Origin of the sequence: Streptomyces kronopolitis (assembly GCF_014646275.1) — a bacterium.
Classification (GTDB): domain Bacteria; phylum Actinomycetota; class Actinomycetes; order Streptomycetales; family Streptomycetaceae; genus Streptomyces; species Streptomyces kronopolitis.
This window is the reverse complement of sequence record NZ_BMND01000003.1, coordinates 398252-411911: the sequence shown is the minus strand read 5'-3', so window position 1 is coordinate 411911 and position 13660 is coordinate 398252. Positions and strand designations below refer to the sequence as shown.

Annotated in this window: 13 protein-coding genes; 6 read left to right on the top strand and 7 right to left on the bottom strand. The window is 76.4% G+C overall.

From position 1 onward, the window contains the following. Positions 1-4: 4 nt before the first annotated feature. Positions 5-1384: a hypothetical protein gene (locus IEY78_RS06065; RefSeq protein ID WP_189096525.1), complete on the bottom strand. Its 1380-nt coding sequence runs from the start codon at positions 1382-1384 to the stop codon at positions 5-7. Positions 1385-1613: 229 nt separating this feature from the next. On the opposite strand from IEY78_RS06065, the gene IEY78_RS06060 reads away from it, so the two are divergent. Continuing rightward, positions 1614-2867 (top strand): molybdopterin-dependent oxidoreductase, encoded by a 1254-nt coding sequence (locus IEY78_RS06060; protein ID WP_189096524.1) that lies wholly within the window; start codon positions 1614-1616, stop codon positions 2865-2867. A gap of 2 nt (positions 2868-2869) precedes the next feature. Then, entirely contained in the window at positions 2870-3436 is a 567-nt protein-coding gene (locus IEY78_RS34210) for a hypothetical protein (RefSeq protein WP_373294068.1), read from the top strand. Here the strand turns inward: IEY78_RS34210 and IEY78_RS34785 are convergent. From IEY78_RS34785 to IEY78_RS06040, 4 genes are read right to left on the bottom strand one after another with little or no spacing between them, the layout of a single operon-like run. Further along, positions 3367-4116 (bottom strand): class I SAM-dependent methyltransferase, encoded by a 750-nt coding sequence (locus IEY78_RS34785; RefSeq protein WP_268240248.1) that lies wholly within the window; start codon positions 4114-4116, stop codon positions 3367-3369. The genes IEY78_RS34210 and IEY78_RS34785 overlap by 70 nt on opposite strands. Further along, positions 4113-4778, bottom strand: coding sequence for a TIGR04282 family arsenosugar biosynthesis glycosyltransferase (locus tag IEY78_RS06050; protein WP_189096523.1), 666 nt, complete (start codon positions 4776-4778; stop codon positions 4113-4115). Before IEY78_RS06050 ends, IEY78_RS34785 begins: the two co-directional genes overlap by 4 nt. Continuing rightward, the gene (locus IEY78_RS06045; protein ID WP_189096522.1) at positions 4775-5494 is read right to left on the bottom strand and encodes a glycosyltransferase family 2 protein; all 720 of its coding nucleotides are present in this window, start codon (positions 5492-5494) and stop codon (positions 4775-4777) included. Before IEY78_RS06045 ends, IEY78_RS06050 begins: the two co-directional genes overlap by 4 nt. Before the next feature lie 29 nt (positions 5495-5523). Continuing rightward, entirely contained in the window at positions 5524-6624 is a 1101-nt protein-coding gene (locus IEY78_RS06040) for an NAD-dependent epimerase/dehydratase family protein (protein ID WP_189096521.1), read from the bottom strand. A gap of 240 nt (positions 6625-6864) precedes the next feature. Here IEY78_RS06040 and IEY78_RS06035 point away from each other — a divergent pair, with 240 nt between their 5' ends. Next, on the top strand, positions 6865-7959 hold the full coding sequence (locus IEY78_RS06035) for a PP2C family protein-serine/threonine phosphatase (protein WP_189096520.1): 1095 nt from the start codon (positions 6865-6867) through the stop codon (positions 7957-7959). Positions 7960-8019: 60 nt separating this feature from the next. Here IEY78_RS06035 and IEY78_RS06030 read toward each other — a convergent pair whose 3' ends face one another. Continuing rightward, the gene (locus tag IEY78_RS06030; RefSeq protein WP_189096519.1) at positions 8020-9114 is read right to left on the bottom strand and encodes a YihY/virulence factor BrkB family protein; all 1095 of its coding nucleotides are present in this window, start codon (positions 9112-9114) and stop codon (positions 8020-8022) included. Between the two features lie 18 nt (positions 9115-9132). On the opposite strand from IEY78_RS06030, the gene IEY78_RS06025 reads away from it, so the two are divergent. Then, a complete protein-coding gene (locus IEY78_RS06025; RefSeq protein WP_189096518.1) occupies positions 9133-10776 on the top strand; it encodes an acyl-CoA dehydrogenase family protein in 1644 nt (547 codons plus the stop codon). Between the two features lie 73 nt (positions 10777-10849). On the opposite strand, the gene IEY78_RS06020 is transcribed toward IEY78_RS06025, so the two are convergent. Beyond that, on the bottom strand, positions 10850-11335 hold the full coding sequence (locus IEY78_RS06020; RefSeq protein ID WP_229699729.1) for a hypothetical protein: 486 nt from the start codon (positions 11333-11335) through the stop codon (positions 10850-10852). A gap of 208 nt (positions 11336-11543) precedes the next feature. Between IEY78_RS06020 and IEY78_RS06015 the strand changes: the two genes are divergently transcribed. Both IEY78_RS06015 and IEY78_RS06010 read left to right on the top strand, forming a co-directional pair. Next, a complete protein-coding gene (locus tag IEY78_RS06015) occupies positions 11544-12833 on the top strand; it encodes a helix-turn-helix domain-containing protein (protein WP_189096517.1) in 1290 nt (429 codons plus the stop codon). Between the two features lie 141 nt (positions 12834-12974). Next, a complete protein-coding gene (locus tag IEY78_RS06010; RefSeq protein ID WP_189096516.1) occupies positions 12975-13643 on the top strand; it encodes a class F sortase in 669 nt (222 codons plus the stop codon). The last annotated feature ends 17 nt before the right edge of the window (positions 13644-13660 follow it).

The following is a 13660-nucleotide window of genomic DNA, read 5'->3' as shown; positions in this document are numbered from 1 at the left end:
CCCGTCACCATCCGGTGTACAGCAGGTGGTTGAGCAGCAGGGCGAGGACGGCCTGGGCCGTCAGCCAGTGGCGGTGGCGGACCGCGGGCAGCAGGGCGCAGGCCGCCGGCAGCCAGGCGGCGAACGGCAGCCATATCCGCTCGGTCTCCGCCTTGCTCATCCCGGAGAGGTCGGCGGCCAGCACGGCGAGCAGCACGGCCAGCACCAGCACGACCAGCCGGCCGGTGGGACCGGGCGGCGCCGCGGCGGACGGCCGCAGTTCCCGCAGGGCGGCGGGGGCCGCCGCGAGGGTGCGGCGCACCCCGGCCACCGCCGCCGGGCCGGTGATCAGCACGGCGCAGGCGAGGTTGGCCCACACCCAGTACGTGTAGGGGCGGACCGCGGCGGCGCCCTGGTAGTAGCGCTCGACCAGCAGCTGGTACCCCTCCCACCAGGAGAATCCGGCGAGGGTGAAGGCGGCGGCGACGGCCGCCGCACCGGCCGCCAGGAGCGGGAGCGGGCGCAGGGTCCGGGTGAGCAGCAGCACCGCGGCGGCGATCAGCGCGATCAGGGTGAGGCCGTAGGAGAGGTAGCAGGTCAGGCCGAACAGCAGCCCGGCGGCGAGGGCGGCGGCGCAGCGGTGGCGGGTGCGGCGGGTGGCGGCCAGCGCGAGCAGGGCCAGGGACCAGGCGGCCACCGCCGCGAAGTAGCCGTCGGCCGAGGTGCCCACCCAGACCGCGGACGGGGCCAGGACCAGGAACGGGGCGGCCCGGCGGGCGGTCGGCTCGTCGGTGAGGGCGCGCAGCGCGACGAGGACCGCGGCCACCGCGGAGGTGCCCACGGTCAGGCACCAGACTCCGGCCCAGCCACCGCCGCCCAGGCCCAGGCGGTCCAGGCCGACGAAGGTGAGGATGGCGGCCGGGGGGTGCCCGGCGACATGGGCGGGCCAGGGGGTGGGGCCGTTGTTGAGGATGTGGTGGGTGAAGTCGCGCAGCGCCGCGCCGGGTTCGTCGAAGCGGTGGATGACGGTCAGGTACTCGTAGGCGGTGGTCAGGCGGCGGGCGATGCCGGTCCGCCAGCCGTCGATCAGCGCCAGCGACCAGGTCCAGGCCATCGCCGCGGCCCAGCCCGCCAGGACGAGGCGGCGCCAGGGCAGCCGGGCGGCGAGGGACGGCCCGTGGAGGACCACCGCGGCGGCGACGACGAGCGCGGCGGGGGTGCCGGGGCCCAGGTGCGGGAACCACGAGGCGTACAGCGGGGGCCAGTTGACGTGCAGGGTGCCGCGGGTGCGTTCGATGACGGTGCCGACGACGGCGGCGGCCGCGACGAGCAGGGCGCCGGCCGCGGCGGCGCGCAGATCGGCGCGGTGCAAGGCGCGTTCTTCGGTGGTCGCACAGGAGTTCACAGCGGCACGCTAGGCGCCGGCGGGCGGCCCCGGGCCGTGCGGCGGCCGGGCCGTCACCGTTCCGTCAGATTCTCCCGCCGCCCGCGCCGACGTCAGAGTTTCGTCATCCGTCACGACCCCCTGGGTGCCCCGATCCCGGCATAGCGTCGGCAGCAGGTCGTCCGGCCGTCATCCGCCGGGCAGTTCCCGCGCGACGGACCGCCGTCGCACCGACCGCCGAGGACACACCATGGGTGCCCATCCCCCGTTCACTCCCCCGACATCGCCGTCGTTCTGGCGCAGTCCGCTGCGCGGACCGTGGCTGACCGCGGTGCTCGGCACCGTGCTGCTGGCCGGCATCACGCTGCTGTTCGTGACCGGCCTGCTGTCGTACGCCGCGTACAACCCGGATCTGGCCGGCGGCCTCAACGACAGGACGCCCGGCAAGGGCCTGCTGGGCCTCTACCTCTTCCCCTGGCCGACCGGCCCGCACTGGCTCTACCGCCTCACCCAGGGGCTGCACGTCACCGTGGGCGTCGCGCTGGTGCCCGTGGTGCTGGCGAAGCTGTGGTCGGTGATACCCAAGCTGTTCACGCTGCCGCCGGTGCGCTCCGCCGGGCACGCGCTGGAGCGGATCTCGCTGCTGCTGCTCGTCGGCGGGGTGCTGTTCGAGTGCGTCACGGGGGTGCTCAACGTCCAGCTGGAGTACCTCTTCCCGGGCTCGTTCTATCCGCTGCACTTCTACGGCGCGTGGGTGTTCATGGCGGCGTTCGCCACGCATGTGGTCCTGCGGCTGCCGCGGACCGTGCGGGCGCTGCGCGAGGGCCGCGACCCGCGGGCGGCGGCCGACGACACGGGGCTGGTGGCGGCCCGCCCGGACCGGCCGACCGTGTCGCGGCGGGGTGCGCTGGGGCTGGTCGGCGCCGGTTCGCTGGCGCTCGGCCTCACGACCGCCGGACAGAGCATCGGCGGCCGGTGGCGGCGCATCGCCCTGCTGGCGCCGCACGGGGCGGGCGAGCCGGGCAGCGGCCCGAACGCCTTCCAGATCAACAAGACCGCGGCGGCCGTCGGTATCCGGGCCCGGGACACCGGCGACGACTGGCGGCTGACGGTCGAGGGCGGCGGGCGCCGGGTGCGGCTCGGCCGCGCCGACCTGCTGGCGCTGCCGCAGCACGAGGCGGCCCTGCCGATCGCCTGCGTCGAGGGCTGGTCGACCGATGACCGGCTCTGGAGCGGGGTGCGGCTGCGGGATCTCGCCGCGCTGGTGGGGCACGAGGCCGAGCCGCCCGGAGTGCTGGTCGAATCGCTCCAGCTGCACGGGGCGTTCCGCCGGGCCGCGCTGCGCGACAACCAGGTGCGCGATCCGCGTTCCCTGCTCGCGCTGCGGGTGGGCGGTGCGGAACTGTCCGCGGACCACGGCTATCCGGCGCGGATCATCGTCCCGGCGGCGCCCGGGGTGCTCAACACCAAGTGGGTCTCGCGGCTGACGTTCGGGGAGTGGTGAGGATGCGGGAGCGGCTCGTGCGGGGGCGTGCGCGGGGAGCCGGGGCAGGGGGCGCGCCGGGTCGCCGGCCGCGGTACGGCGAGGGGCCGCTGCATCTGCTGCTGATGCTCGCCTCGTTCGCGCTCGCCGGCTATGCGGGGGTGCGGCTGCTGGCGGGCGGGCAGTGGCCGCTGGTGCTGGTGTGGTTCGCCGGGGCGGCGCTGCTGCACGACCTGGTGCTGCTGCCGCTGTACGCGGCCGCCGACCGGGTGCTGGTCCGCTGCCTGCCGGAGGGGACCCGGCACCGGGCCCGTACCGGCTACGTCCGGGTCCCGGCCGCGGTGTCCGGGCTGCTGTTGCTGGTGTGGTTCCCGCTGATCGCGGGTTCGACGGACCCCGCGTGGGTGGCGCACTACGAGGCCACGACGGGGCTGCCCGGCGGGGAGTTCCTGGCGCGCTGGCTGCTGCTCACCGCCGGGCTGTTCGCGCTGTCCGCGCTGTGGCTGCTGTGCCGTACGGTTCAGCGGCGGCTGCGCGCGGCGTCCCGGCGGCGCAGCGAGACGAAGCAGCGCTCGGCGGACGGCGGTTGATCCGTCCGGCCGGTGACGGTCCACTGCTCAAGGGGGCTCCACCCGGCCGCTGCCGCGTACCGCAGCAGCGCCGGGGTGCCCACCCGGGCCCAGGGAAAGGTGTCGTCCGGCGTCCGGGGCGCGCCGCCCGGGGCGTGGGGGCCGCCCTCGACCCGGACCCGGACCTGTTCGTCGACGTCCGCCGGGGTGGTCTCCACTATCAGGAGGCCGCCCCGGCCGACCAGTTCGGCGCTGCGGGCGAGCAGCGCGCCGGGGTCGCCGCCGATGCCGATGTTGCCGTCGAGCAGCAGCGCGGTACCCCAACTCCCTTCATCCGGAAGGGAGTCGAAGACCGAGCGACACACCGCAGCGCCACCGGTCGCCAGGGTGCGGGCCACCGCGGCGGCGCTGACGTCGATGCCGAGCGCGCGCCGGCCGCGGGCCAGCAGCGCGGCGACCAGCCGGCCGGGCCCGCAGCCGATGTCGAGGACGGCGCCCTCGCAGCGTTGCAGCGCGGACAGGTCGGCGGCGTCCGGCCGGGCGCACCAGCGCTCGACCTCCAGCGGCAGCAGCCAGCCGTCGGTGCGGCGCAGGAACAGCGGGCCGCGGCCGCTGCGCAGCGCGTCGGCGTAGGGGTCCGCGCCCCAGGAGACCGGGTGCGGGCGGTCGGTGCGGGTGGTGGGCGGCGGGGCGGTGCTCATCGTCCGGTGCCTTCCGTCAGGCGTGCCAGGGTGGCGGCGAAGCGTCCGTCCGGTGCCGCGGCCGCGACGTGCGCGGCATCGGCCGCGGTGTCGACATCGCGCAGCGGCGGCAGCTCCCGCACCCGGAGTCCGGCGGCAGTCAGCCGGGCGCGCTGGGCGGCGCCGGTGCGGTCGGTGGACATCGGGACGCCGCGCAGCAGCCGGGGGTCGGGGGCGGCCAGGCCGAGCGCCCAGAACCCGCCGTCGTCGGCCGCCCCGAACCAGGCGTCGCAGTCGTCCCAGGCGCCGGGGTCCAGTGCGGGGGCGAGGAGTTGGGGGGTGACCTGGGGGGTGTCCATGCCGATGAGCACGGTGGGGCCGGTGCTGCCGGCGAAGGCCGCGGCCAGCCGCTCGTCGAGTCCGCCGGCGCACTGCGGCCGGACCTCGAAGCCGGCCGGCAGCCAGCTGCCCGGGCGGCCGTCCAGGACGACCACCCGCCGCCGGGCGGGCATCGCGCGGACGGACTGGAGGGTGTCGTACAGCGCGGCTTCGGCCAGCCCGGCGGCCTGCTGCGGGGTGTAGGGCGGGGTGAGGCGGGTCTTGACCCGGCCGGGCACCGGTTCCTTGGCGATGACCAGGACCGTGGTCGGCCCGGGTGGTGCCGGCGTCGCGGACCCGGTCATCGGACCCTCTCCTCGACGCGGGTGGGCAGCGGCGGCTGCCGCAGCACGGCGCGCATGTCGCGCACCGCGTGCCAGGTGCCGCGCCAGGTGCCGGTGACCTTCGAGCGGCCGGCGCGCGGCAGGTAGGGCACCGGGCGCTCCTCGACGCGCCAGCCGGCGTCGGCGGCCCGGACGACCATCTGCAGCGGGTAGCCGCTGCGGCGGTCGGTCAGGTCGAGGCCGAGCAGTCCGGCGCGCCGGGCGGCGCGCAGCGGGCCGAGGTCGTGCAGCCGCAGCCCGGTGCGCCGGCGCAGCATCCGGGCCAGCGCGATGTTGCCGAGGCGGGCGTGCAGCGGCCAGGCGCCGGCCGACTCGGGGCGGCGGCGGCCGAGCACCAGGTCGCTGTCGCCGTCGCGGACCGCCCGGACGAACGGGGCCAGCAGCGCCGGGTCGAGGGAGGCGTCGCAGTCGCAGAAGCAGACGATCTCGGCGTCGGCGGCCAGCAGTCCGGCGTGGCAGGCGGCGCCGAAGCCGCGGCGCGGCTCGTGCACCACGGTGGCGCCCAGGCCGCGGGCGATCTCCGCGGAGCCGTCGGTGGAGCCGTTGTCCACGACGATCGCCCGCCAGCCGTCCGGGATGCGGGCCAGCACCCACGGCAGCGCGGCGGCCTCGTCGAGGCAGGGCAGTACGACATCCACCGAGCCGGGCCGGGAGTCGTGGGAAGGGGGAGGGGTCATGCCGTCACCTACAGCGGGGAAGCGGGCCATCAGGACATCGGTTGGGTGGGACACGCGGACGGCGCGGGCTCCGCGGGCCGGGCCGCCCGCATGCCCTCGCGGGCGAACTCCGCCATGCCGTCGGCGAATCCGGTCAGCGCCCGCCAGCCGAGGTCGTCGGCGATCCGCCGGGACGAGGCGGTGATGTGCCGTACATCGCCGAGCCGGTACTCCCCGGTGACCACGGGCGGCGGCCCGTCGCACGCCGCGGCCAGGGTCCGCGCCATCTCGCCCACGGTGTGCGGCACTCCGCTGCCGGTGTTGTACGCGGTCAGCGTGCCCGGGGCCCGGTCCGGCAGGGCCGCGAGCGCCACCGCGTTGGCCGCCGCGACATCCCGCACATGGACGAAGTCCCGCCGCTGGCCGCCGTCCTCGTAGACCGTCGGCGACTGCCCGCGGGCAAGCGCCGAGCGGAAGAAGGAGGCCACCCCCGCGTACGGGGTGTCGCGCGGCATCCCGGGCCCGTAGACGTTGTGGTAGCGCAGCGAGACGGCCCGGCCGCCGCAGGCGCGCGCCCAGGAGGCGGCCAGGTGCTCCTGGGCCAGCTTGGTCGCCGCGTAGACGTTGCGCGGGTCGGTGGGCGCGTCCTCGCCGACCAGCCCCGGCCGCAGCTGCGCGCCGCACCGCGGGCAGCGCGGCTCGAAGCGTCCGGCCGCCAGCTCGGCCTCGGCCCGCGGCCCGGGGCGCACCGTGCCGTGGACGGGGCAGGTGTAGCGCCCCTCCCCGTAGACCACCATCGACCCGGCCAGCACCAGGTGCCGCACCCCGGCCCCGGCCATCGCGGCGAGCAGCACCGCGGTGCCCAGGTCGTTGCAGCTCACGTAGTCGGGCGCGTCCGCGAAGTCCTTGCCCAGGCCGACCATCGCGGCCTGGTGGCAGACCGCCTGCACCCCGTCGAGCGCCGTGTCGACCGCCGCCCGGTCGCGGACGTCGGCGACGAACCGCCGCACGTCCGGGTGTGCGGGCGGGGGTGTGGGGTGCGCCGAGGGCAGCAGCGCGTCGAGCACGACGGGCTCGTGTCCGCGCGCCAGGAGCGCCTCGACAACCTGCGATCCGATGAAGCCGGCGCCGCCGGTGACCAATACACGCATGCCGGTCACGCTAAGCGGCGGGGGGCCTTCCGGCCCGTGCACAGAGCCCCGTGTCACGGGTCCGTAAGATCCGCGGCCCCCGCGAGGCGGTCATGCCTTGGCCACTGCAATTCGGTAACAGGGCGCATTCGAGGTATTTCGGTACGGCATATGCTGCATATGCTCAGGCCGGGGGTCGGGGGAGCTTCCGGACGGTGCGAACGGTCCGACGGCCGGCGGTCCCCTGTCCGCTCACCTCACATGACACCGTCGGAGAACACCTTGGCCGTGGAGAACGGGGAGCAGCGCACCGGCTCCCGTGTGCTGGCCGTGCTGCCCTACGCGGTGATGGCCGTGGTCAGCGCGGTCGACCTCACCGCGGGCCCGGGGGTCGGCTTCCTCCCCCTGGTGTCCCTGGGACCGGCGTTCGCCGGGCTGGTCGGCGGCTGGCGGCGCACCGCCGTGGTCGGGCTGGCGGCGGCCGTGCTCTGCGTCGGTCTGGGCGTCTACAACGGCCTGTTCGAGAGCCGGCGCGGGCTGACCGCCCTGCTGTCGGTGGCCGGGGTGACGGCGGCCGGGGTGGTCGCCGCGGTGATGCGCCAGCGCCGCGAGGCGGAACTCGCCAGCGTCCGTTCGATCGCCGAGGTGGCCCAGCGGGTCCTGCTGCGGCCGGTGCCGCGCGGCGCGGGCCCGCTGCGGATCGCGGTCTCCTACACCTCGGCGGTGGCCGAGGCCCGGATAGGCGGCGACCTGTACGAGGTGGTGACCTCGCCCGCCGGGGTCCGGATCATCGTCGGCGATGTGCAGGGCAAGGGCCTGGAGGCCGTGGAGAGCGCGGCGGTGGTGCTGGGCGCCTTCCGGGAGGCGGCGCACGACGAACCGGACCTGCCGGCAGTCGGGGAGCGGGTCGAGCGGGCGCTGAACCGCCATCTGGCGGGCGAACGGTTCGTCACCGCGGTGCTGGCCGAGATCGGTGACGGTCCGCGGGCCACCCTGCTGAACTTCGGCCACCCGGCGCCGCTGGTGGTCCGCCCGGCCGGCACGGTCGCCTTCGCCGCCCCGCCCGACCGCGCCCTGCCGCTGGGCCTCCTCACCCTCCAGGGCGCCGGGGCGCCGGTCCCCTACACGGTGCCGTTCGCACCCGGTGACCAGATGCTCTTCTACACCGACGGGGTCAGCGAGGCGCGCGACGCGGCGGGCCGCTTCTACCCCCTCGACGAGCGCGCCGCCCTGCTGAAGGACCCCGACCCGGAGGCCGCGCTGCGCGCGGTGCGCGAGGACCTCGTCGAGCACGCCGAGGGCCCGCTGCACGACGACGCGGCGATGCTGCTGGTCCGTCACCGGGAGGAGCCCTGAGCCCGTTCCGGGGCCGGGGCTGAGCCCGGGGCGGCCGGGTGTGGCACGCCCGCGTCCGGCTCAGCCGTCGCGGCGGCCGCCGTCGCCCCCGTCCGTGCCGGGCTCCTCGCCGCCGGCCCCGTCCGGTCCGCCGTCCCGGTGCCGCTCGCCACTGTCCACGCCCTTGCCGGGCTCCCCCGCGCCCGCCTTCGCCGCCTTGGCCTCCAGCCGGCGGGCGGCTTCCTCGCGGGCCGCGGCCGTGGCCACCGAGGGCCATACGCGATCCAGCGAGGCGTTCATCGCGGCGCCGACCAGCACCGCGAAGGCGGACACCCCGATCCACAGCAGGACCGCGACCGGCGCGGCCAACGAGCCGTAGATCGTGGGGCCCTCGACCGTCGAGGTGAGGTAGAGGCGGAGCAGGAAGCTGCCGAGCACCCACATGCCCAGGGCGACCACCGCGCCCGGAATATCCTCCGGCCAGGGCGAACGGACCGGCACGGACGCGTGGTAGAGCGTGGTGAGAAAGGCGACCGACAGGAGCAGGACGACCGGCCAGTACAGCGCCCGGATGATCTGCTCGCCGGCCGGCAGCCAGCTCACGACGGTGTCGGGCCCGGCGACCATCAGCGGCAGGGACACGGCGCCGACGACGAGCGCGGCGAGGTACAGCGCGAACGCCAGCAGCCGGGTCCGCACGATGCCGCGGCGGCCGTCGAGGCCGTACATGATGGTGATGGTGTCGACGAAGACGTTCATCGCCCGGGAGCCCGACCACAGGGCGATGGCGAAGCCGATGGAGATGACGTCAGGGCGGCGGCCGGTGAACACGTCGTGCAGCAGCGGCCGGGCGATCTCGTTCACGCCGCGGCTGGAGAGCACGGTGCCGGCGCCGGTCAGGATGTGCCGGCGGACGTTGTCGAGGGTGTCGTGCCCGATCCACTCCTGCGTGTAGCCCAGCACACCGAGGAGCCCGAGGATCAGCGGGGGCAGCGACAGCAGGCTCCAGAACGCGGCCTCCGCGGCCAGCCCCGTGACGCGGTACTTCATGCAGGAGTCGACGGTGTCCTTGAGCAGGAGCCACGCCAGCCGGCGCTTGGAGACATTGCGGTAGAGGGCACGGGCCTTGGTCAGGCGCCCCGCGGGCCGCTCGGTTGGTTCGTTTGCCGACTGCACCTCCTTACCGTATCGGGCATGGCAGCCACCACTCACACCGTCACGAACCAGCCCCCGCCGCTGGTCGGATACAACGTCTTCGCCAGCGACCCGGCCCTCACCGAGGGCATCGCCCGGCACGTCGGCGCGGCACGGCTCGACGAGGTCCGCGCCGAGCTGGACACCCTGGGCCGGGCGGCCGGCTCCGCGCAGGCCCGGCAGTGGGGCGAGCAGGCCAACGCCCACCCCCCGGTCCTGCACACCCATGACCGCTACGGCCACCGCATCGACGAGGTGGAGTTCCACCCGGCGTGGCACCGGCTGCTCGGCCACGCCGTGACGGCCGGGCTCACCGGCGCCTGGACCCGGCCCGACGGCCATGTCCGGCGCACCGCCGGCTTCCTGGTGTGGACGCAGGCGGAGGCGGGGCACGGCTGTCCGCTGTCGATGACCCACGCGGCGGTGCCGGCGCTGCGCGCCGAGCCGGAGCTGGCGGCCGAGTGGGAGCCGCTGCTGACCTCGCGGATCTACGACCGGGAGCTGCGGCCGGCCGCCGGGAAGGGCGGGGCGCTGGCCGGGATGGCCATGACGGAGAAGCAGGGCGGCAGCGACGTACGGTCCCTCACCACCCGCGCCGAGCCGCTGGCCGCACCGGGCGAATACCTCCTCACCGGGCACAAGTGGTTCTGTTCGGCGCCGATGTCGGACGCCTTCCTGGTACTGGCCCGGGCGCCCGGAGGGCTCACCTGCTTCCTGCTGCCCCGGGTGCTGCCGGACGGCAGCCGCAACGCGCTGCGCATCCAGCGGCTCAAGGACAAGCTCGGCAACCGCTCGAACGCGTCGGCGGAGGTGGAGTTCGACGGCGGGACCTGGGCCCGCCGGGTCGGCGAGGAGGGGCGCGGGGTGGCCACGATCCTGGAGATGGTGGCGGCCACCCGGCTGGACTGCGTCACCGCCTCGGCGGCGCTGATGCGGCAGGCGGTGGCGCAGGCGACGCACCACACGGCCCATCGGGAGGCGTTCGGCCGCCGGCTGACCGACCAGCCGCTGATGCGCAATGTGCTGGCCGATCTGGCGCTGGAGTCGGAGGCGGCGACCACCCTCGCGCTGCGGCTGGCGGCGGCGTACGACGGCGGCACCGAGCAGGACCGGCACTTCCTGCGGCTGGCGGTCCCGGCGGCGAAGTACTGGGTGACCAAGCGCTGCACCCCGCTGGTGGCCGAGGCGCTGGAGTGCCTGGGCGGCAACGGCTACGTGGAGGAGTCGGGGCTGCCGCTGCTGCTGCGCGAGGCGCCGGTCAACTCCATCTGGGAGGGCACCGGCAACGTCCAGGCGCTGGACGTGCTGCGGGCCCTGCGGCGCGAGCCCGAGGCGCTGAACGCGTTCCTGACCGAGATCGGGGCGGCGCGCGGCGCGGATCACCGGCTGGACCGGGCGATCCGGGCGATGCTCACCGAACTCGCCGATCTGGAGGGCATCGAGGCCCGGGCCCGGCGGCTGGTGGAGCGGATGGCGACGGTGCTCCAGGGCTCGCTGCTGGTGCGCCACGCGCCGCCCGAGGTCGCGGACGCGTTCTGCGCCTCCCGGCTCGGCGGCGACGCGGGCGCGGCGTTCGGCACGCTGCCGCACACCCTGGACCTCGCGGCGGTGGTGGCGCGGGCCCGGCCGGAGACCGACGGCTGACCGCGGGGCGGCCGAGCCGCCGCGGCAAGCGGGCGGGGAGCGGTGCCGCGCCGACTCGGCACCGCTCCCGGTCTCAGGGGCCGTCCGGCGGCCCGTCCGGCGGGTCCCGGTCGCGCCCGCGCAGCACCGCGTCCACCGCCACGATGAGGTCGCCGTCCGGCGCCTGCGGCGCGAAGGCGGCCAGCATCCCGCGCGCCTCGTAGTAGCGCAGCACCCGGCAGGACTCGTCCGCGCCGGTCCACTCGGCGCCGCGCAGCAGCACGACGAGGTCGGCGAAGGCCAGTGCGGGGCGCAGTGAGCCGATGCCGCTCGGCTCGTCGAGGAGGTGCGGGGCGCTGTCGAGGACGTAGCCGCCCGGGGGCAGCGGCTGACGCCGGTTCAGCAGGTCGGCCGCGGGCAGCCGGGGGACGCCGTAGTGGGCGGCCAGCCGGACGGCACGTACGACGCGCACCCCTTCGTGCGCACCGAGCAGCACCAGGCGCGGGGCGGCGGAGACCATGGTGAGCCCCTCCCGCACCGTGCCGACATCGTGCGGCGGCCGATGGAGTCCCGGCGACAACCGGCGGGTTCTCCGACGGGTGACCGGCGAGCCCGCGGTGGCGAGGCGCCATCGGCCGCCGACAACAGATTCCCCGGTGGGCATCAGGTGTCACAACGGTTGCAATGCGTTGCAGTGCGTCGCGGCGGAGCGGAACAATGGTGCGCCCAGGACGGCCCGATGACGGCACGCCGGGCGGCGCCCGGGGACGTGCACAACGGAGAGCAGCGTGAGCGACAAACGCATCGACAGCGCCATCCGGTCGGACCGGGACTTCCGCGCCACCGCACGCCGCCTCGCCACGGTCCACGAGGCCGCGCTCTCGGGCGTCGCGAGCGGCGGCGCCCCGCTCGCCGCACCCCGCGCGGTGATCGGTGAATCCTGGCGCCGGGTGCTGGTCTCGGGCGTGGATCCGGACCGGGACCGGCCGCAAAGCCCGCTGCCCGTCGCGGAGTTGGAGCACCGGCGGCAGGCGTCCCCGTTATCGGCGGTGCTGCCGGTGCTCCACGAGGGGCTGCTGCCGGCCGCCGACGCCGCGCAGCAGATCATGGTCGTCACCGATGCCGAGGGCCGGGTGCTGTGGCGGGAGGGCAGTGCGCCGGTGCGCCGGATGGCCGACCGGCTGGGCTTCGACAAGGGCGCCGACTGGACGGAGGGCGTCGTCGGCACCAACGCCATCGGCACCGCGCTGGTGGCCCGCCGCCCGGTGCTGGTGCACTCCGCCGAGCACTTCGTGCGCAGCCACCAGCAGTGGACGTGCGCCGCGGCGCCGCTGCACGATCCGCGCGACGGGCGGCTGCTGGGCACCGTGGACATCAGCGGTCCGGCGCCCTCCTTCCACCCCACGACGCTCTCCCTGGTGTCCGCGGTCGCCCGGCTCGCGGAGGGCGAGCTGCGCAGCCGCCACCAGCTGTCCCTGGACCGGCTGCGGTCGAGCGCGGCGCCGGTGCTGGCCCGGGTCGGCGGGCGGGCGCTGGCCGTCGACCCGAGCGGCTGGGTCGTGGGGGTCACCGGTCTGACGCCGCCGGACCGGGTGGCGCTGCCCAAGGCGCCCCAGGCCGGGCCGCTGTGGCTGCCCCGGTACGGCAGGTGCGCGCTGGAGCCGCTGCCCGGCGGCTGGCTGATCCGGGTCGGCGACCGGGAACCGGGCCTCGCGCCGAGCCGGGCGGTGCTGGACGTCGGCGGTCCTGACGGCCCGGCGGTCACGGTCAGCGGCCCGGCCGGCAGCTGGACGCACGCGCTGACGCCGCGCCATGCCGAGCTGCTGTTCGTCCTCGCCGCCCATCCGCGCGGGCGCAGCGCCGCCGAACTCGCCCGGGACCTGTTCGGCGACGCGAGCCGCGCGGTCACGGTACGGGCCGAGCTCTCCCGGCTGCGCCGCCATCTCGGCAGCGTCCTGGCGCACCGGCCGTACCGCTTCGCGGACGGGGTGGAGGTGGAACTCCGGCTGCCGGCGGCGCGGGCGCAGCTGCTGCCGCACTCCCTGGCTCCGGCGGTGGCGGCGGCGCGCCTCGGGTGAGGGGCCGGGCGGCCGGGGCGAGGCCGGGGCAGCCGCCCGCCACCCGTTCGGCCGGCTGCGCTCGCCGCCGCGGGGCGGGCGCGCCTAGCGTGCCGACTGCGGACCGTGCACCGCGGGGCGCGCGGCCGCGGGAGGTGAGCGATGAGCGCGGCAGGCCCGCCCGACGCGGCGTCCGGGGAGCCGGCCGCACCGCGCCGGCCCCGGTGGGGTGTGCTGGCCGTGGCCGGGCTGATCGGTCTCGGCATGGTGCGCCAGGGGCTGTCCGGTGAGGCGGACGGGCCGCCGCAGCCGGCGGCCGGCAGTGCGCTCTTCCCGGGCGACCTTCCGCCCAGCGGCCCGGCGCCGCCGCCGCTGCCCCGTTCCGCGCCCTCCCGGGTGGCGATCCCGTCGCTCGGGGTGTCGGCGGCGCTGCGGCCGCTGGGCCTGGACGGGCAGGGCTGGATCGAGGCGCCGCCGGCCGGGGAGCCCCGGCGGGCGGGCTGGTACGCGGGCGCCCCGTCCCCGGGGGAGAACGGCACCGCCGTCCTCGTGGGGCATGTCGACAGCGCCGCCGGACCCGCGGTGTTCTACGGGCTGGGTGCCCTGGAGAAGGGCCGGACGATCCGGGTGACCCGCGCGGACGGCCGGACCGCGGTCTTCGAGGTCTACGGGATCCAGGTCTTCGACAAGCACAAGTTCCCCGCCCGGAAGGTCTACGGCACCACCGGGCGGCCCGAACTGCGCGTGCTGACCTGCGGCGGCACCTATGAGGCGGGCTCCGGCTACGCGGGCAACGTGGTGGTCTTCGCCCGGATGACGGGGACCGGGTAGGCGGACGGCAGTCGGCG

Bases quoted from the DNA above. Each gene is read 5' to 3' on its own strand.
- IEY78_RS06060 (WP_189096524.1), top strand. From the start codon at position 1,614: ATGGGTGCCCATCCCCCGTTCACTCCCCCGACATCGCCGTCGTTCTGG.
- IEY78_RS34210 (WP_373294068.1), top strand. From the start codon at position 2,870: ATGCGGGAGCGGCTCGTGCGGGGGCGTGCGCGGGGAGCCGGGGCAGGG.
- IEY78_RS34785 (WP_268240248.1), bottom strand. From the start codon at position 4,116: ATGAGCACCGCCCCGCCGCCCACCACCCGCACCGACCGCCCGCACCCG.
- IEY78_RS06050 (WP_189096523.1), bottom strand. From the start codon at position 4,778: ATGACCGGGTCCGCGACGCCGGCACCACCCGGGCCGACCACGGTCCTG.
- IEY78_RS06045 (WP_189096522.1), bottom strand. From the start codon at position 5,494: ATGACCCCTCCCCCTTCCCACGACTCCCGGCCCGGCTCGGTGGATGTC.
- IEY78_RS06040 (WP_189096521.1), bottom strand. From the start codon at position 6,624: ATGCGTGTATTGGTCACCGGCGGCGCCGGCTTCATCGGATCGCAGGTT.
- IEY78_RS06035 (WP_189096520.1), top strand. From the start codon at position 6,865: ATGACACCGTCGGAGAACACCTTGGCCGTGGAGAACGGGGAGCAGCGC.
- IEY78_RS06025 (WP_189096518.1), top strand. From the start codon at position 9,133: ATGGCAGCCACCACTCACACCGTCACGAACCAGCCCCCGCCGCTGGTC.
- IEY78_RS06010 (WP_189096516.1), top strand. From the start codon at position 12,975: ATGAGCGCGGCAGGCCCGCCCGACGCGGCGTCCGGGGAGCCGGCCGCA.